An 18,109-nucleotide genomic window follows, 5' to 3' on the forward strand; every position below is an offset into this window, starting at 1 on the left:
CTTCATGGGCAAGAATGGGATTATGTCGAACATTTTTGGTGGTCCCAAGCCCGGCGCCGCGAATGGACCGGATGATGCCCGGGCTGTTCCCACCGGCGACACCGTTGGCTCCTACACTTCTTACCTCGACGCCCAGAAGGCGGTCGACTACCTGGCGGACCAGCAGTTCCCGGTCCAGATGGTGTCCATCGTGGGCAATGAACTGAAGATGGTGGAGCGTGTCACGGGGCGCCTGAGCTATCCGCGGGTGGCGCTCTCCGGTGCCCTGAGCGGCATGTGGTTCGGCCTCTTCGTCGGCGTCATGCTCTCCTTCTTCGCGCCGTCGCCCGGATACTTCTCCATCATGACCTCGGTGCTGATGGGCGCGGCGTTCTTCATGCTTTTCGGCATCGTCACCTACGCCATGCAGCGCGGTAAGCGGGACTTCACCTCCACCAGCCAGGTGGTGGCCACCAACTATGACGTGATCGTGGCCCCCGAGGCAGCCCACGAGGCCCGGCGCCTCCTGCAGCAGCTGCCCATGTCGCGTTCGGACGCGGCGTCGGGCCACGGCCCGTACGCCCAGCATGACTACTACAACCAGCAGCAGCACCAGCAGCCGGGGCAGCAGCAGGGACAGGGCCCGGCCCGCCCCGCAGGCTGGAACGATCCTTACGGCCAGAGGTCCCCGGGCCAGAATGGACCAACACAGGAAGGCCACGGGTACCCGGAGGACGGCAGCCAACAGCACAGCGGCCAGCAGCACGGCGGCCAGCAGCCGGCGCAGCACTTCGACGGCGGCCAGCAGTACGGCGACCCGCAGCACGCCCCCCAGCAGCCGGCCCGTTCCGCGGTCCGCTACCCGGACCTGCCCGACGGCCGCCCGCAGTACGGCGTCCGCGTTACGCAGGACCCGGCCGCCGGGCAGCCGGGGATGGGCGGCGCCACAGAACACCGGGCAGGAGACCACCCGCAGGACGGCACCGACCATCCGGCTGATGCCGCCTATGGTGCGGACGGCGAGCAGCACCGGGGTGACCACCGCCAATAGCCGCGCCGGTGCGTCCCGGTCCACTGGTCCGGGCGCCGCACGGAAATCGGAACCGATGAAAAGAGCGGGGCCGCTGGAATGAATCCGGCGGCCCCGCTCTTTGTTGGGAGCTTCCTAGGCTTCTTCGGTGCGGTAGATCCCGGCCATCCAGTCCTCCACATCCTCCGCATTCCGCGGCAGGGCGGCGCTGAGGTTGACGGGGCCGTCGGCGGTCATGAGGATGTCGTCCTCGATCCTGACACCGATGCCGCGGTATTCCGCGGGGAGGGCAAGGTCTTCCTTCTTGAAGTACAGGCCGGGCTCGATGGTGAACACCATGCCCTCGGTGAGGACGCCGTCGAGGTACAGTTCACGCTTGGCTTGGGCGCAGTCGTGGACGTCGAGCCCCAGGTGGTGGCTGGTGCCGTGCGGCATCCAGCGGCGGTGCTGCTGGCCCTCGGGGCTGATTGCCTCCTCCACGCTGACAGGCAGGATCCCCCATTCGGACAGGCGCTCAGCCAGGACCGTGGTGGCCGCTGTATGGATGTCGCGGAACTTTGTCCCGGGCTGCGCGGCTGCGAATCCGGCATCGGCAGCGTCGAGGACCGCCTGGTAGACCTTGCGCTGGATGTCGCTGAAGGTGCCGCTGGCCGGGAGCGTCCGGGTGATGTCCGCCGTGTAAAGCGAGTCGGCCTCGACGCCGGCGTCCAGGAGCAGGAGCTCGCCGGCGTGGACCCGGCCCGTGTTGCGGGTCCAGTGCAGCACGGTGGCGTTGTTGCCGGACGCCGCGATGGTGTCGTAGCCCAGTTCGTTGCCCACCTCGCGGGCGCGGGCGAAGAAGGCCCCCTCCACCACACGTTCGCCGCGGGCATGCGTGAGGGCCCGGGGCAGGGCCTTGACCACCTCTTCGAAACCTTCGACCGTGGCGGACACCGCGATCTTCATCTGCTCGATTTCCCACTCGTCCTTGAGCAGGCGCAACTCGGAGAGGGCTTCGCTGAGTTTCTCGTCCAGGGCGTCGAGTACCTCAAGGTCCAGGTTCTCGGGGTCCTTGGCCGTGTTGTACCGGGCGGTGTCCACCAGTGCATCGATGTTTTCGTCAACCTTGCGGACCAGGCGGATGGAGATCCCGCCGATCTCCGGGGCGCCCACATCCTTGGTGATTGCCGTTTCCAGCTGGTCGATGTGCGCGGTGGCCAGACCCAGCCTGGCCTCGAACTCTTCGAGGGTGGGGCGGGCCCCAATCCAGAACTCGCCGGAGCGGGAGTCCGCGTAGAACTGTTCCGTATCCCGGCCGGCCAGCGGCCGGAAGTACAGGGTGGCGCGGTGGTGGGTGCCGTCGTCGCCCGTTCCTTCGTCCACCGGTTCCAGGATCAGGACTGCATCCGGTTCGTGGTCCAGGCCGAGTCCCGTCAGGTGCGCGAAGCCCGAGTGCGGGCGGAAGCGGTAGTCGCAGTCGTTGGAGCGGACCTTGAGCGGCCCCGCGGGGATGACCAGCCGTTCGCCCTTGAACTGGGCCGAGATCGCCTTGCGCCGGGTTGCGGCGTAGGCGGCGACGGCATCGCGCTGGGGGAGTTCCGGGGTGGAGGGCGCCCAGTTGCTGGCCATAAAGGCTTTGAAGGCGTTGGAACTGGGCCGCTGGGAGCGGTTGTTGACGCGGTCCTGCAGCGGCTGGGAAGCAGAGTTTTGGGTGTTTTCGGCATCGTTCACGGCACCATCGTCTCACCAGCATCCCGGCTAAGCGAACAGGCTTCCCCGGGCTCCTGTCCCCAGTCCACTACGCTGGATAAGTGAGGATTGACCTGCATGCCCACTCCAACGTCTCCGACGGCACCGAGACCCCGGCCGATGTCATGGCCTCTGCTGCCCGCGCGGGACTGGACGTGGTGGCCCTGACGGACCATGATTCAACCGCGGGCTGGGCGGAAGCCACCGCCGCCGCGGCTACGTACGGAGTGGCCCTGGTACCGGGCATGGAAGTCTCCTGCCGGACCGAGGAAGGCATCAGTGTCCACCTCCTGTGCTACCTGCACGACCCCACCCATCCCGGGCTCCTCGAGGAAATCACCAAGGCGAAGGACTCCCGCCTGACCCGCGCCGAACGCATGGTCACCATCCTCGCCGAGGACTACCCGCTCACCTGGGACGACGTAATCCACCACGTCGCGCCCGGCGCCACCCTCGGCCGGCCGCACATCGCCGACGCCCTCGTCGCCGCGGGCGTGGTCGAGGACCGTTCCGAGGCGTTCGCCTCCATCCTCACCTCCCGGTCCCGCTACTTCATCCCGCACTACGCACCGGACCCGGCCACCGCCGTCGAACTTGTCCGCGCCGCCGGCGGCGTGCCCGTCTTTGCCCATCCCGTGGCCTCAGCCCGGGGGCGGATCGTGGGGGAGCGGACCTATCGGGAGATGATCGACGCAGGCCTGGCCGGCCTGGAGATCGACCACCGGGACAATCCGGAAGAGGGCCGGGACTTCCTGCGCAGGCTCGCTGCCAGGCATGGCCTTTTGGTCACAGGTTCCTCCGACTACCACGGCACCGGCAAGCCCAACCTGCTCGGCGAAAACCTCACGGCCCCGGACATGCTGGCGCGGATCGAGGAACAGGGCACGGGAGCTGCCGTCGTCCGGCCCTAGGGCAAGACAGCTAGCCGGCCGGCAGGAATGAGGTCAGCGTGGCGTGCGCACCCAGCCGCTTGGCCATAATGTCGATGGCCGGCTGGTTCTGGTCCACGCACACGAACTTCCGGCCGAGCTTGGCGGCAACTGCGCCAAGGGTGCCGGAGCCGGCAAAAAAGTCCAGGCACCAGTCACCGGGCCGGGACGAAGCGGCGACGACGCGCCGGACCAGGCCCTCCGGCTTCTGCGTCGGGTAGCCGGTCTTCTCCTTGCCGGTGGGAGAGACGATGGTGTGCCACCAGACGTCGGTGGGCAGCTTGCCCAGTTCCCGCTTGGCAGGTGTCACCAGGCCCGGCGCCATGTAGGGTTCACGGTCCACCTCGGCGCTGTCGAAGTGGTACTTCGCCGGGTTCTTCACGTACACCAGGATGTTGTCGTGCTTGGTGGGCCACCGGTTCTTCGCCCTGGCGCCATAGTCGTAGGCCCAGATGATCTCATTCAGGAAGCATTCCCGGCCGAAGATGGCGTCCAGCATCACCTTGGCATAGTGCACCTCGCGGTAATCCAGGTGCAGGTACAGGGTGCCGTCGTCGGCCAGCAGCCGCCACGCCTCCACGAGCCGGGGTTCCAGGAAGGACCAGTAGTCGCTGAACGCGTCATCGTAGCGGTGCAGGGCGCCCTTGATGGTGTCGTAGGAACGGCCCTTGAAGCCGACCCGGTCCCCGCTGCCGCCGGCGTTCACCACCATCCGGGTTTCCTGGCGCTGCTGCGGCCGGCCCGTGTTGAAGGGCGGGTCCACGTAGATCAGCGTGAAGGCGCCGTCCGGCAGCGTCGGGAGGTACGCCGCGTTGTCCGCGTGCACCACCAGGCTGCCGCCGTCCGGCGCCCAATCAGTGTCACTCATCAGGGCGGTTAGGCCTCGGAGGTGCCGGGCTGGCTGCTGTTGTCCGCGCCGGCCACCACTTCGCCGTTGCGGCGGCGGGTGCGGGTGCGGGTACGGCGGGCACGGTTCGGCTTTTCGCCGTCGGCTGCGGGTGCGGCGGCCTCGCCGGCAGGCGCGGTCTCCGGAGTCGAGGTACGACGACGGCGCTCGCCTGAGCGGCCAGCCGAGTCGCTGCTGCGGCCGCCTTCGCGGCTGCCGCCCTTGCCGGAGTCGGCCCTTCCGCGGCCCCGCCCGTCACGGTCGCGTGACCGGTCTGAGTCGCGGCCGCCACGGCTGTTCTTCTTGCCGGTTTCGCCCAGGTCTTCGAGTACCTCGGCGTCGACACCGGCAAGGGTCCTCTTGTCGCGGGGAAGGCGGCCCTTGGTGCCCTCGGGAATATCAAGATCGATGTACAGGTGCGGCGAGGACGAGTAGGTTTCCACGGGCTCCGGGACGCTCAGGCCGAGGGCCTTGTTGATCAGTGCCCAGCGCGGCATGTCGTCCCAGTCAACGAAAGTGACGGCGGTGCCCTTGTTGCCGGCGCGGCCGGTACGGCCCACCCGGTGCAGGTAGATCTTTTCGTCTTCCACGCACTGGTAATTGATCACGTGGGTCACGTCATCGACGTCGATGCCGCGGGCAGCCACGTCCGTGGCCACCAGGACGTCAACCTTGTTGTTGCGGAACGCGCGCAATGCCTGCTCGCGGGCGCCCTGGCCCAGGTCACCGTGGATGGCGGCGGCCGCGAAGCCGCGGTCCACCAGTTCCTCGGCCACCTTGGCAGCAGTGCGCTTGGTCTTGGTGAAGATGATGGTGCGTCCGCGGCCACGGGCCTGCAGGATGCGGGCCACCACCTCGGTCTTGTCCATGCTGTGTGCCCGGTAAATGAGCTGGCGGATGTCCCGCTTGGTCAGGCCCTCGTCCTCCGGATCCGCCGCACGGATATGGGTCGGCTGGGTCATGTAGCGGCGGGCCATGGCAATGACGGGGCCGGGCATAGTGGCCGAGAACAGGAGGGTCTGGCGGACGGCAGGCGTGCCGGCAATGAGGGTCTCAACGTCCGGCAGGAAGCCGAGGTCCAGCATTTCGTCGGCCTCGTCGAGGACCACGAGCTTGACGTTCTTCAGGCTCAGGTGCTTTTGCTTGTACAGGTCGATCAGGCGCCCGGGAGTGCCAACCACTACCTCAACACCCTGCTTGAGCGCCTCGACCTGCGGCTCGTACGCCCGGCCACCGTAAATGGTGGTGATCCTGGCGTTGCGTTTGCGGGACGCCGTCTGCAGGTCACTGGCCACTTGCACGGCCAGTTCGCGGGTGGGGACGATCACCAGGGCCTGCGGTGCCCCCGGCACAGCCAGCTTGGCGTAACCCGGGTCATCCTGTCCGATCACGCGCTGCAGCGCCGGAATGCCGAAGCCCAGGGTCTTGCCGGTACCGGTCTTGGCCTGGCCAATGATGTCATGGCCGCCCAGTGCCACCGGCAGGGTCATGGCCTGGATGGGGAAGGGGTGGGTAATGCCGGCGTCGGCCAGGGACTCGACGATGTCGGCGCGGACGTTGTAGTCGGCGAAGGACTTCTCCGCGATCTCGTGCGGCTTTTCGTCCGAGATGATGGTTTCTTCCGGCTCGATGGTTTCCGTGCCGGACACATCGCTGAGGAGCTGGTGGGTATGCAATTCACTCACAGGGGAGTTTCCTTATTCATTTGGGCAATGGCGCTGCCTGCTCAACGGGCCGGCCAAGGCTGGCCGCTCCGGAGCACGCTCAGGCGCGCAAGCGATTCCAGTGGAAGCCGATCGCGGGCTATCTAATGTTGGCACTGGTGACCAACGGGTACTTCTCAAGATCGCGTAGGGGCGGGCTTGTTGGTTTCAAATCAAGGAAATCAACGACCGGGCATCCAGTTCTACCCCTCCAGTCTAGCCGTAAGGGCTCAAAAACACGGTTTCGGCCCGCCTTGGGAGCCGCCTGCCGCTCAGGAAACGAGCTCGAAGTGGATCTGCCGGGTGGTGATATCGGAGGAAACCAGCCGTACCCGGACCTTGGTGCCGGACTCCAGCTCGCCGGCGCACCGTGCGGTCACGGCCGGTTCGGCAACCTGGATAATTCCCGAACTGCCGTTTCCATTGCCGTTCTTGCCATTCCCGTTGCCGTTCCCGTTCTGCGGCTTCGACCCGGAAATGACGATCGCATCGAACTCCTGCCCGATGTGGTTCAGCAGCAGTGCCGCTTCCACGGTATCCAGGGCCAGGCGCTCCATCCTTGACGCCAGCTGGTCCGATCCCGCCATGATGCCCGGAAGCAGGGGCAGGGCTTCGCGCGCCCAGCCGGGAACATCGCCGCCGTTGCTCAGGGCCTCGCAGATGACCAGCACGAACCGGTCCACCAGGCGGCGCAGCGGCGCTGTGGTGTGGGCATAGGCGGCGCCGATGGCGGACTGGATGCCGTCCTCGGGGACGGTGCCATCGAAGGCGGTGTAGGACGCGCCGCGGAACAGCATCCCGGCCGAATGCATGATGGCCAACTGGCGCGGGTCGGTGGGATCGAGCGACCGCAGGTATTCGCCGTAGCTGACCTGCCCGTCCCAAGGCCTGCCGAGCACCTCGGTCTGCAGCCGGAAGTGCCGCAGCGACCGTTCGTCAGGGGCGGGCATGGTGCGCAGGATGCCCACTTTGCCCTCCAGCATGAGCTGCGCGGCGGCCATTCCGGTCATCAACGAAATCTGGGCGTTCCAGTCCTCGACAGGAAGCTGCGGAACGGCGTCGATCCGGTAGCCGCCGTCCGGCAGCTGGACGATTTCCTGCTCGGGCATGTTCAGGCTGGCGCCTTCACGCGCCCGTTCCAGTGCCACCCGCTTCAGTCCCACCTCGCGGAGCAGCCGAAGGACGGGAGGGGCGGTCCCGGCGTCGAGGTCGGCCTGGGCGCCCTTGTAGCTGAGCTTGTCGCGGCTGCGGATCCGCGCCCGCCGGACACCCACGCTCAGCACCGTCGCGTCGCCGTCGAGCGTGAAGTCCCAGACGAAAGCCGAACACTCCTGGCCCGGGAGCAGGCTCCCGGCCCCCTCGCTGATCACCTCCGGATGCAGCGGGATCCGCCCGTCCGGGGCGTAGAACGTCTGGCCGCGGCGCCGGGTTTCGGCGTCCAGCGGGCCACCCGGTGCAACGAATGCAGGGACGTCGGCGATGGCGTACAGGACGCGGTAGCCGTTGCCGTCGGGTTCGATGAAGACTGCCTGGTCCAGGTCCGTGGAGGATGCCGGATCGATGGTGACGAATTCGACGGCGGTCAGGTCGTAGGAAGGCAGCTTCAACGCCGCGACGGCGGCCCGGGCGTCTTCCACAGCGTCGGCAGGGTACGGGCCCGGCAGCTCAAGCTCGGTCCGCAGCAGGCCCAACGCCTCTTCCAGGGCGTTCCTGTGGTCATGGACGTTGGGGGCCAACCGATGATGTGACACAAAATTCAGCGTAGCCCCAAGTCCCGGGATTATGCAGGCTCAGCCGTCCAGCGCGCCGAGGAGCGAGGCTGCGGCTGCTGCGGGGTCGGGGGCCTCTGTGATGGCGCGCACCACCACGATGCGGCGGGCACCGGCCTCCACCACCTCGCGGACGTTTCCGTGGTCGATGCCGCCGATGGCAAACCACGGGACGGGATCCCCGGCCTGCCCGGAGGCGCCGGCGGCGTACTGCACCAGTTCAGGCCCGACGGCGGCCCTGCCGGGTTTGGTGGGTGTGGCCCACACCGGCCCCACGCAGAAATAGTCCAGACCGGACGGGCCGCCGGTTGCCGCGAGGGCCGCGTCGACCTGGCCCGTGGTGTGGCTGGAGAGGCCGATGGCGGCGTTGCCGTTGACCAGGGTGCGCGCCGCAGCCAGCGGAAGGTCCTTTTGGCCGATGTGGAACACCGGTGCCCCGGACAGCACGGCGATATCGGCGCGGTCATTGACGGCCCAGAGTTTCCCGTGCCGCACCGCCGTCTCCTTCAAGGCCGCCAGGAGGTCCAGTTCCTCGGCGGCCTCGATGGTCTTGTCGCGCAGCTGGATGATGTCCACGCCCCCGGCAAACGCGGCGTCCACGAACTCCGCAAAGTCGCCGCGCGCAGCGCGCGCATCGGTGCACAGGTACAGGCGGGCTGCCTTCAGGGCATCGTTGTGGCCCGCGTTGGCAACTTCGGCCGTGCCGGCCGGGATTGCTGGAGCGTGGGGGCCCGGGGGCAGGGAGGAAGCGGACACATTCATGCCTGCAAGCCTAGTTCCTCTAAACTGGGCTGGTACTGCGGGAGCCCGCGGCAGCTGTCACAAAGCGCCGGGCTGAGAGGGCGTCAGAGCCGACCGCTTGACCTGATCCGGTTAATGCCGGCGTAGGGAAGGAACCATATGAGCACCCCCGTTGACCATCGCGCCGGGCCGCCCGGTGCTCCCCGTTCCACGGTCCACGCAGACGTCGCCGTCATCGGCGGCGGGGTGGTGGGCCATGGCATCGCCTGGGAGGCGCAGTGCTCCGGCCGCTCCGTGGCCCTGATCGATGACGCACCCGGAAGCGGCGCAAGCTGGGCCGCCGCAGGGATGCTGGCCCCCGTCAGCGAACTGCACTACCAGGAGGAGGACCTCCTGGAACTGATGCTTGACGCGTCCTCCCGCTGGCCCGGTTTCGCCGCAGGCATCGCAGGAGCCACCGGCGCGGATTCCGGATACCTGACGACGCCGACACTCGCCGTGGGTGCCGACGCCGCGGACCGCCGCGCCCTGATGGACCTCCGCGCCGTACAGCAGGCCAACGGACTTGCCGTGGAACCCCTGACGGTGAGGGAAGCCCGCCAACGCGAGCCGCTCCTCAGCCCCGCCATCGCCTGCGCCCTGGACACTCCCGCGGACCACCAGGTAGATCCGCGCCGCCTGGTGGCTGCCCTGCGGCGGGCCCTCGCCGGCGCCGTCCGCGGGAAGCCTGGCCTGGCCGCGGCAGGGGCGGTGGATGGGTATGCCGTGCCGGACCGGGCTGGCGGACTGCTGTGGGAGGGCGGAAGCGTCGTCGGCACCTCCCTTGCCGGTGGCGGCACCGTCCTGGCAACGGAGACCATTGTGGCCAACGGCCTGCAGGCAGGGGACCTTGGCGGCCTGCCCGGCGGCCTCGACCTGCCCCTGCGCCCGGTACACGGCGACATCCTCCGCCTCGCCGTTCCGCCTCACCTCCAGCCCCTGGTGACGTCCACCGTGCGCGGGCTGGTGCACGGCGTCCCCGTCTACATCGTTCCCCGGCAGGACGGAACCGTGGTCATCGGAGCCACCCAGCGCGAGGACGCCCTGTCCGATGCCGTGAGCGCCGGAGGCGTCTACCAGCTGCTGCGCGATGCCCAGGCGCTGGTTCCCGCCGTCGCCGAACTGGAACTGCTCGAGTGCACCGCCCGGGCCCGGCCCGGAACCCCCGACAATGCACCGCTGCTGGGCCGTGTGCCGGCGGCCGACGGATCCGCCGGCAATCAGGCCGGGCACGTCCCGGGACTCATCATCGCCACCGGGTTCTTCCGGCACGGGGTGCTGCTCACTCCCGCGGCCGCGGCCATCTGCGCCGGGTTGCTGGAGGGGCATGCCGACCCGCGCTGGGCGCCTTTCAGCCCGGAGCGCTTCTCGCGTCCGGCCGCCGCCGGCACAAACCACCACATCAAGGAGACAGCGTGAACATCACCCTGAACGGAAACACCCACACGGTGGCGGACGGCACCTCCATCACCACGCTCGTCAGCCAGGTCACCGGACGCCCGCTGGCACCCAACGGCCAGGCGACGGACGGCGGGAAGCTGGGGGTCGCCGTCGCCCATAATGCCCAGGTGGTGCCGCGGAGCCAATGGTTCGCCACGGCGCTCGCCGAGGGCGACGACATTGAACTTGTCACGGCAGTACAGGGAGGCTGACACCATGACCGAAACCAGCACCATCAACCCGGCCGGGAATCCCGGCGCCGCCGACGCCCTGGTGATTGACGGCGTCGCCCTCGGATCCCGGCTGATCATGGGCACCGGCGGGGCACCCAGCCTGGACGGCCTGGGCGCTGCACTCCTGGCCTCCGGCACCGCCCTGACCACCGTGGCCATGCGCCGGTACTCCACCGCGGAAACCGGCTCGCTGTTCCAGCTGTTGGTGGACCACGGGATCCGCGTGCTGCCCAACACTGCAGGCTGCTTCACGGCCAGGGATGCCGTCCTCACGGCGGAGCTTGCCCGGGAGGCGCTGGAGACCGACTGGGTGAAGCTGGAAGTCATTGCCGATGAGCAGACCCTGCTGCCCGATGCCGTGGAACTGGTGGACGCCACGGAGCAGCTGGTCAACCGGGGGTTCAAGGTCTTCGCCTACACCAACGACGACCCCGTACTTGCCCTGCGGCTGGAGAACCTGGGCGCCACCGCCGTCATGCCGCTCGGAGCCCCGATCGGCACCGGCCTGGGAATCCTGAACCCGCACAACATCGAGCTCATCGTGTCCCGTGCCTCGGTGCCGGTGGTGCTGGACGCCGGCATCGGCACGGCATCGGACGCGGCCCTGGCCATGGAGCTGGGCTGCGACGCCGTCCTGCTCGCCACGGCCGTGACGCGGGCGCAGAACCCCGCACTCATGGGGGAGGCGTTCAAGCATGCAGTGCTCGCCGGCAGGATGGCCCGGGCAGCCGGGCGCATCCCGCGACGGGAGCATGCCCTGGCCTCGTCCGCGATGGAAGGCCGGGCGGAGTTCCTTTGACACCGGGACATACGCGTGTGGCCACCACCCTGCCGGGTGGTGGCCACACGCGTATGTCCTGCCCTGCAGGTGGTCAGCGCCGCAGGATGACAGTCAGGCGTTCCGTATCGCGCCGGGCACGGGTGCGGCCCAGGTAGACGACGGCGGCGATGGCCGCGGCGACGCCCAGGACCATCGGCAGGACCCAGGGAAGCCAGGTGGTTCCCGGCAGGTAGCCGAAGCCCGCGGTCATCAGGATGATCCAGGCCAACGCCGCGACGCCCACGGCAACACCGGCCGGCAACGCCGCGCCGTATTTGGAGTGCCGCTTGTCATTGGCCCAGACGACGAAGCCTGCCGCGACGGTTGCCAGCACCACGATGGTCAGCGAAAGCATGGATCTCCTTGAAGAACGGCAGGCCTGCAGCAGGCCGCGACTAGAACTGGCCGAAACCTACGCGGCGGACCTCTTCGGCACCGATTTCCACGTAGGCAAGCGCGTTGCCCGGAACAATGATCAGGCGTCCCTTGTCATCCTTCAGGCGCAGCTCGCTGCCCTCGTTAATGGCTTCGCCAACAACCTTGGCCACAGTCTCCGCATCCTGGGTTGATTCCAGCACGATTTCGCGGCCAACGTTCTGAACGCCGATCTTAATCTCCAAGGGGGCCTCCCAGCCTGTGAAAGTTCTCGTGTTTCTCTACGAGGTGTTGTCTTATTTGTAGTCTAGGACTCTTTGGGGAAGCGAGAGATTCCGCGCCAAGCTAAACGGTAGATGAGGTCGCTGGCCACATCGAGGTCCAGGTTGCCGTCCGTTTCCAGCCAGTACCGGGCGCTGACCTGCGCCATTCCGGCCAGGCCCCGGCCCAGGAGCTGCGCTTCCAGATGGGGCAGCTTGGTGTCCTCCCCAATGACCCGGGCAATGGCGTCGGCGAAGGTCCGGTTGAACGTTTCCAGCCGCGAACTGACATCGGGGTCGTTAATCAGGTCGGACTCGAACACCAGGCGGTGGGCCTGGTCGTCATTGGCGATGAAGTGGAAATAGGCGCGCATGACTGCCTGGACGCGTTCATCGTTGTCCGTGGTGGAGTTCAGGGCGCCCAGCATCAGTTCGGTCAGTGAGGCCAAGTGGCTTTCCAGCAGGGCGAGGTAGAGGTCGCGCTTGGAAGGAAAGTGCTGGTACAACACCGGTTTGCTCACATGGGCGGTTTCTGCAATCTCATCCATCGCAGCGCCGTGGTAGCCGTTGGCTACGAACACCTCCTGGGCCGCAGCGAGGAGTTGTGCGCGGCGCTCATCCCGGGGCAGCCGGGCGGACCGCTGGCCTGCGGGGCGGGAGGGAGTTTGGGGTGCGGCGGAGGTCGGACGGTCAGCCCGTGCTTCAGGGACCACAGTTGTCCTTCTTTCCATTGCAGTTACCCTTCACTTTACTGCGGGGTAATATGACCCGGCGGTATCCCGGGGCATACATTGAAGTATGGCTTCGTCTTTCACCGCAAATGTTGCGTCACCCTCCCTGGATCCCCTGGTGGAACCGGCCGCCGACCTGACACCCGCCGAGGTCGAACGATACTCCCGGCACCTGATCATTCCCGAGATCGGCGCCCTCGGGCAGCGGCGGCTCAAGAACGCCAAGGTGCTGGTGATCGGCGCCGGCGGACTGGGGGCACCCGCGCTGCTCTACCTCGCCGCGGCCGGTGTGGGAACGATCGGAATCATCGACGACGACGTCGTGGACCTGAGCAACCTGCAGCGCCAGGTGATTCACGGCGTCAGCGACGTGGGCCGCCCCAAGATCGAATCGGCGCGCGATGCCATTGCCGAGCTGAATCCGCTGGTGGACGTCCGGCTGCACAATGTGCGCCTGGACTCATCCAATGCCCTGGAGCTGTTCAGCGGGTACGACCTCATTCTTGACGGAGCCGACAACTTCGCCACCCGTTACCTGGTGAACGATGCCGCCGCCATCCTGGGCAAGCCCTACGTGTGGGGCTCCATCTTCCGTTTCGACGGCCAGGTCAGCGTGTTCTGGGAGAAGCACGGACCCACCTACCGGGACCTGTACCCGGAGGCCCCGCCTGCCGGTTCCGTCCCGTCCTGTGGCGAGGGCGGGGTCTTTGGCATGTTGTGCGCCGCCGTGGGATCGCTCATGGTGACCGAAGCGGTGAAGCTGATCACCGGCGTCGGGCGCTCCTTGCTGGGCCGCGTGGCCTTGTTTGACGCGCTGGGCGGCAGTTGGCGTGAAATCCGAGTGTCGAAGGACCCGGCCGCCGACCCCATTACCGAACTCACCGACTACGAGGCCTTCTGCGGCATCGCCCCGGCCGCCGCGTCGGACACCGAACACACGGTCACCGCCACCCAACTCGCCACCATGCTGGCCTCGCGCAAGGCCGGGCTCAAGGACTTCGAACTGGTGGACGTCAGGGAATCGGGGGAGTACGACATCGTCCGGATCGACGGAGCCAAACTGATTCCGCAGGGACGCATCCTGGCCGGCGAGGCCTGGGAGGAACTTCCGCAGGACCGGGACATCGTGTTCCACTGCAAGGCCGGTACACGGTCCGCGAACGTGCTGGCGGCCGCCCGGGAAGCCGGCTACCAGCGGGTCAGCCATCTCGACGGCGGGATCCTGGCCTGGGTGCGCGACGTCGAACCCCAGAAGCCGGTCTACTGACCCGGACGCCCCATCACCTTTGGCGGCTTTTTAAGAAACGCCCCATCACTTCCCTGAAGAAAGTGATGGGGCGTTTCCGATTTAGGGGCAAATGGTGATGGGGCGTCGGGGAGGGAGAACCTCAGGCAGTCTCGCGGCCCTTGTGGTCCACGGGGCACTCGGCCTCGGCCGCTGCAGGGGCGGTGCCGGGCTGCTCGACGGTGATGCCGTACAGTGCCTCCAGGGCCGCCACGTAGTCGTCCTGCTGGCCGTTCGCCGCGAGTTCGCGGGCGCGGACGGTGGGCACGTGCAGCAACTGCTTGACCATGCGGCGCAGCGCGAACTCGACTTCTTCAGCGGCGGCCGTGCATCCGTGGCGGGCACGGACCTTTTCCATCTCCGCGTCCAGCACGTTCATGGTGTGGCGCCGCAGGGCCACGATGGCGGAGTCCACGGAGCGGGCTTCGCGCTCCTGTTCGAAGGCCTTGGCCGCGCCCTTGACGATGCCGCTGGCCTGGGTCAGGGATTCCGCCTGCTCCTGCGGGGCAGCCAGGCGCACCGATTCCAGGGTCAGCAGTTCAACGCCGTCCAGTTCGCCGACGGCGGGATCGAAGTCGTGGGTGAGCGCCAGGTCGATGGCGATCAGCGGCTGCGGCGACTCCGCGCGGACCTGGGCCAGTTCATCGGCCTCGACCCGGGTGTCCGAGCCGCTGCAGCCGATCATGACGTCGGCGGCAGCCACCGCCGGGCGCAGAGACTCCACGTCCAGGGCCGAACCGCCGCGGGAAGCCACGAACCCTTCGGCCCGGCCGGAGGAGGAGAAAACGGAGATGTCCGTGCAGCCGCGCTCCCGCAGCAGGGCCATGGTGGCGCCGGCGTACGCGCCGGTTCCGAACAGGACAACCTTCTTGGTTGACCAGTCCGGGTCTTCGGAAAGGTCGGTGGCCAGGTCCAGGGCCACCGAAACGATGGACAGGCCCCGCGAACCCAAAGCAGTCTGCGCGCCCACGTCCTTGGCGGTTTTGGACGCGGCCTGGAACAGCCGGACGAGTCCGGCGCTGGCAGTACCGTCGTGCTGTGCGGTGATGAGGGCGCGGCGGACCTGCCCGGCGATCTCGCGCTCACCGACGACGGCGGAGTCCAGCCCCGCGCTGACGGCAAAAAGGTGCTGGGTCACCTCGGGCCCGGTGCGGGTGCTGAAGGAGCGGGACACGAGGGGTTCTGCCAGCCCGCTGGCCTCGCTGATCCGCGAGACGAGGGCTGCCCGGGCTGCTTCAACATCGTTCGGATTCGCGGCCTCGCCGTAGATCTCATAACGGTTGCACGTCGCCAGGACCACCGCGCCGGCGACGGCGGGTGATTCGGTGAGAGCGGAAGCGGCAATCCCGGAGGAACCGTTGCTCAACTGAGCAACGGTTTCAAGATCGATGTCGGCGTGTGTAGCCACCAATGAGAAAAGAACCACAGCAGACCAATCATAGCTTTTTCGTTGCCGGGTAGAACAACCATCGCAAAGGATAGTCGCCACAGTGCTGCGTGATCCCCGCCACCTCCCGGAATTCCGGGACTCCAGCGACAGGTTGTCGTTATCTTTTGCGGCTCTTTTTGGGCACAATCAAAGGCATGACTCCTAGCCCTGCCGTCTCCGCTGCCGGCGCCCTCGCCGCAGACCATCCACTGATGGACGGCCGCACAGCAGACTCCCCGCTGATCACGGCCTACCGCGGCGGCAAGCCGTCCCGCCGTCCCGTTTGGTTCATGCGGCAGGCCGGCCGCTCGCTGCCGGAATACCTGAAGGTGCGCGAGGGAATCGCCATGCTGGATTCCTGCCTCCGGCCGGAGTTGGCCTCCGAGATCACGCTCCAGCCCGTCCGCCGGCATGACGTGGACGCCGGGATCTTCTTTTCGGACATTGTCATCCCGTTGAAGCTTGCCGGCGTGGGCGTGGACATTGTGCCCGGGGTGGGGCCGGTCCTTGATAAGCCCGTGCGCACTGCGGCCGATGTCGCGGCCCTGCCGCAGCTGACGTGGGAGGCCCTGGAACCCATCCGCGAAGCAGTCCGCCTCACGGTGGCCGAACTGGGCAAGACACCCCTGATCGGTTTCGCCGGGGCACCGTTCACCCTGGCCGCCTACATGGTGGAAGGAAAGCCTTCCCGCGACCACCTGGGCCCACGGACCATGATGCACGCCGACCCGGAGACGTGGAACGCGCTGGCCAACTGGGCCGCCGACGCCTCGGGCATGTTCCTCCAGGCGCAGCTGGAGGCCGGAGCCTCCGCCGCGCAGCTCTTCGACTCCTGGGCGGGCTCCCTGGGACTGGCCGACTACACCAAATTCGTTGCCCCGGCGTCGGCCCGTGCCCTGGACCATGTCCGCCACCTGGGCGCCCCGCTCATCCACTTCGGCACCGGCACGTCCGAACTCCTCGTGGCCATGCGGGACGTGGGAGTGGACGTGGTGGGCGTTGACTACCGGCTGCCGCTGGATGAAGCAAACCGCCGCCTCGGCGGGACAGTACCCCTGCAGGGAAACATCGACCCCGCGCTGCTTGCAGCTCCCTGGGACATCCTTGAAGCGCACGTCCGCGAGGTCATCGCCGCCGGCTCCGCAGCCCCCGGCCACGTCCTGAACCTGGGGCATGGCGTACCGCCCGAGACGGACCCTGACGTCCTCACCCGGGTAGTGGAGCTCATCCACTCCATCTCTCCGGCCTAAACCGTGGGCGGCACCCCGGCAACACCCGGCAAGGCGCTGGTGGTGGGCGGCGGGATCTCCGGGCTGCTCTCCGCCCGGGAACTCTCAGCAGCCGGCCATGAGGTGACCGTCCTGGAGTCCGGGACGGCATGGGGCGGCTGCGTGGGCAGCCACACGGTGGCCGGGCTCATCCTTGACAGCGGCGCCGAGTCCTTCGCCACCAGGTCCGACGCCGTCGCCCGGCTCTGCGCGGAACTCGGGCTCGGCGGGAAGATCGTTCCCCCGCGCCCCGGAGGCGCCTGGGTGCAGCTTCCGGACGGGCCACGGGAGCTGCCCAGGACCGGCGTCCTGGGCATTCCCGCCAATCCCTGGGACCCCGAGGTGCGGCGCACCCTGGGCATCCTCGGCTCGCTGCGCGCCTCCGTGGACCGGCTCCTGCCCGCCTCTGTCGGGGCCGGCGCGGGCGTCACCAGCGTCGCTGCGCTGGTACGGGCCCGAATGGGATCGCGGGTGCTGGAACGCCTGGTCTCCCCGGTAGTGGGCGGCGTCCACTCCGCCGATCCCGGCCTGCTCGACGTCGACATGGTGGCTCCCGGCCTCCGCGCCGGGCTGCGGCAACACGGATCCCTCGCTGCCGCAGTCTCGGCGCAGCGGCGCCGTACGGGCACACCCGGGCAGCCGCAGCAGCCCGGCCAGCCCGCAAAAGCCGGGTCCGCCGTCGCCGGGCTCGAAGGCGGCATGCACACCCTGGTGGACGCCCTGGTGGCCGATCTCCTGCGCCGCGGTGTGGTCCTTGTGCCGGGCACTGCCGCGACGGCCGTCTCCCGCACCCCCGGGGGCTGGCGGGTCGACGCCGCCGGGGCGGCCTACGATGCCGCACTGCTGGTCATGGCCGTGGAGGGACCGGCCGCCGTCGAACTGCTGGAACAGGCCGTCCCGGCAATCTCTGGAAAAAAGCCAGCCTCCGGGCCCGACGTCAAGCTGGTCACCCTGGTCCTGGACAAACCGGAGCTGGACGCGCGGCCGCGCGGAACCGGGATCCTGGTTGCCCCGCAGACGCCGGGGATAGAAGCGAAGGCGCTCACGCATGCTACTGGAAAGTGGGATTGGCTGGCTGCTGCCGCCGGGCCGGGACGCCACGTCGTGCGCCTTTCCTATGGCCGCGTGGATGGAGCGTCCGGGCAGGCCTCCGGCCCGCAAACGGATGATGAGCTGCTCACCGCAGCCCTGCGCGACGCTTCCGAGCTGTTGAACGTCCACGTCGCGGGGGAGGACATACGGGGCTGGGACGTGGTGCGGTGGCGCGGAGCCCTGCCTTTTGCCGCCGTGGGGCACCGTGCCCGGGCCGCCGGAATCCGGCAGGCCTGCAGCGCTGCCGGCGGGATGGCCGTCGTGGGCGGATGGGTAGCCGGGAACGGCCTGGCCGCTGTGGTGGCCGACACACGCACGCAAATCGCCCAACTCACCGCCACCTGAGCATTCCTGCTGGTCAGCCGGCCGAAC

Annotated in this window: 17 protein-coding genes and 1 riboswitch; of the genes, 8 read left to right on the top strand and 9 right to left on the bottom strand. The window is 68.1% G+C overall.

Going from position 1 to position 18,109, the window contains the following annotated elements; translation table 11 throughout:
* Window positions 1-22: 22 nt before the first annotated feature.
* The gene (locus tag AC1DIP_RS03310; RefSeq protein WP_477732831.1) at window positions 23-1,030 is read left to right on the top strand and encodes a YflT domain-containing protein; all 1,008 of its coding nucleotides are present in this window, start codon (window positions 23-25) and stop codon (window positions 1,028-1,030) included.
* 114 nt (window positions 1,031-1,144) lie between these two features.
* Here the strand turns inward: AC1DIP_RS03310 and AC1DIP_RS03315 are convergent, their stop codons facing one another.
* A complete protein-coding gene (locus AC1DIP_RS03315) occupies window positions 1,145-2,719 on the bottom strand; it encodes an aminopeptidase P family protein (protein WP_477732832.1) in 1,575 nt (524 codons plus the stop codon).
* A gap of 80 nt (window positions 2,720-2,799) precedes the next feature.
* On the opposite strand from AC1DIP_RS03315, the gene AC1DIP_RS03320 reads away from it, so the two are divergent.
* Entirely contained in the window at window positions 2,800-3,648 is an 849-nt protein-coding gene (locus AC1DIP_RS03320) for a PHP domain-containing protein (protein ID WP_477732833.1), read from the top strand.
* A 10-nt stretch (window positions 3,649-3,658) separates the two neighbouring features.
* Here AC1DIP_RS03320 and AC1DIP_RS03325 read toward each other — a convergent pair whose 3' ends face one another.
* From AC1DIP_RS03325 to thiE, 4 genes are all read right to left on the bottom strand, one after another.
* A complete protein-coding gene (locus tag AC1DIP_RS03325) occupies window positions 3,659-4,534 on the bottom strand; it encodes a DNA-methyltransferase (protein WP_477732834.1) in 876 nt (291 codons plus the stop codon).
* A gap of 8 nt (window positions 4,535-4,542) precedes the next feature.
* Complete coding sequence (locus AC1DIP_RS03330; RefSeq protein WP_477732835.1) at window positions 4,543-6,237, bottom strand: DEAD/DEAH box helicase; 1,695 nt, start codon at window positions 6,235-6,237, stop codon at window positions 4,543-4,545.
* A gap of 290 nt (window positions 6,238-6,527) precedes the next feature.
* Window positions 6,528-8,006 (bottom strand): RNB domain-containing ribonuclease, encoded by a 1,479-nt coding sequence (locus AC1DIP_RS03335; protein ID WP_476206179.1) that lies wholly within the window; start codon window positions 8,004-8,006, stop codon window positions 6,528-6,530.
* Window positions 8,007-8,045: 39 nt separating this feature from the next.
* Window positions 8,046-8,786: a thiamine phosphate synthase gene (gene thiE, locus AC1DIP_RS03340; RefSeq protein ID WP_476206177.1), complete on the bottom strand. Its 741-nt coding sequence runs from the start codon at window positions 8,784-8,786 to the stop codon at window positions 8,046-8,048.
* Window positions 8,787-8,813: 27 nt separating this feature from the next.
* Window positions 8,814-8,932: riboswitch (TPP riboswitch) on the top strand.
* Here thiE and AC1DIP_RS03345 point away from each other — a divergent pair.
* From AC1DIP_RS03345 to AC1DIP_RS03355, 3 genes are all read left to right on the top strand, one after another.
* Window positions 8,925-10,223, top strand: coding sequence for an FAD-dependent oxidoreductase (locus AC1DIP_RS03345; protein ID WP_477732836.1), 1,299 nt, complete (start codon window positions 8,925-8,927; stop codon window positions 10,221-10,223). (Overlaps the previous riboswitch by 8 nt.)
* Window positions 10,220-10,456, top strand: coding sequence for a sulfur carrier protein ThiS (gene thiS, locus AC1DIP_RS03350; protein ID WP_141159909.1), 237 nt, complete (start codon window positions 10,220-10,222; stop codon window positions 10,454-10,456). Before AC1DIP_RS03345 ends, thiS begins: the two co-directional genes overlap by 4 nt.
* A 4-nt stretch (window positions 10,457-10,460) precedes the next feature.
* Complete coding sequence (locus tag AC1DIP_RS03355; RefSeq protein WP_477732837.1) at window positions 10,461-11,276, top strand: thiazole synthase; 816 nt, start codon at window positions 10,461-10,463, stop codon at window positions 11,274-11,276.
* A gap of 73 nt (window positions 11,277-11,349) precedes the next feature.
* On the opposite strand, the gene AC1DIP_RS03360 is transcribed toward AC1DIP_RS03355, so the two are convergent.
* From AC1DIP_RS03360 to AC1DIP_RS03370, 3 genes are all read right to left on the bottom strand, one after another.
* Entirely contained in the window at window positions 11,350-11,652 is a 303-nt protein-coding gene (locus AC1DIP_RS03360) for a hypothetical protein (RefSeq protein WP_141159911.1), read from the bottom strand.
* A gap of 40 nt (window positions 11,653-11,692) precedes the next feature.
* Complete coding sequence (locus AC1DIP_RS03365) at window positions 11,693-11,917, bottom strand: DUF3107 domain-containing protein (protein ID WP_159631504.1); 225 nt, start codon at window positions 11,915-11,917, stop codon at window positions 11,693-11,695.
* 62 nt (window positions 11,918-11,979) lie between these two features.
* Window positions 11,980-12,645, bottom strand: a complete 666-nt coding sequence (locus AC1DIP_RS03370) for a TetR/AcrR family transcriptional regulator (RefSeq protein ID WP_477732838.1) — start codon at window positions 12,643-12,645, stop codon at window positions 11,980-11,982.
* A gap of 85 nt (window positions 12,646-12,730) precedes the next feature.
* Between AC1DIP_RS03370 and moeB the strand changes: the two genes are divergently transcribed.
* Window positions 12,731-13,930, top strand: coding sequence for a molybdopterin-synthase adenylyltransferase MoeB (gene moeB, locus AC1DIP_RS03375; protein WP_477732839.1), 1,200 nt, complete (start codon window positions 12,731-12,733; stop codon window positions 13,928-13,930).
* Between the two features lie 121 nt (window positions 13,931-14,051).
* On the opposite strand, the gene AC1DIP_RS03380 is transcribed toward moeB, so the two are convergent.
* Window positions 14,052-15,374 (bottom strand): glutamyl-tRNA reductase, encoded by a 1,323-nt coding sequence (locus AC1DIP_RS03380; RefSeq protein WP_477732840.1) that lies wholly within the window; start codon window positions 15,372-15,374, stop codon window positions 14,052-14,054.
* A 158-nt stretch (window positions 15,375-15,532) separates the two neighbouring features.
* On the opposite strand from AC1DIP_RS03380, the gene hemE reads away from it, so the two are divergent.
* Both hemE and hemG read left to right on the top strand, forming a co-directional pair.
* Window positions 15,533-16,627 carry a uroporphyrinogen decarboxylase gene (gene hemE, locus AC1DIP_RS03385; RefSeq protein WP_476206167.1) on the top strand — a complete coding sequence of 365 codons (1,095 nt, stop codon included), beginning with the start codon at window positions 15,533-15,535 and terminating at the stop codon, window positions 16,625-16,627.
* Between the two features lie 3 nt (window positions 16,628-16,630).
* The gene (gene hemG / locus AC1DIP_RS03390; RefSeq protein WP_477732841.1) at window positions 16,631-18,082 is read left to right on the top strand and encodes a protoporphyrinogen oxidase; all 1,452 of its coding nucleotides are present in this window, start codon (window positions 16,631-16,633) and stop codon (window positions 18,080-18,082) included.
* Window positions 18,083-18,109 lie beyond the last annotated feature (27 nt).

The sequence above is a fragment of the Pseudarthrobacter sp. 05T312 genome, from assembly GCF_056396685.1.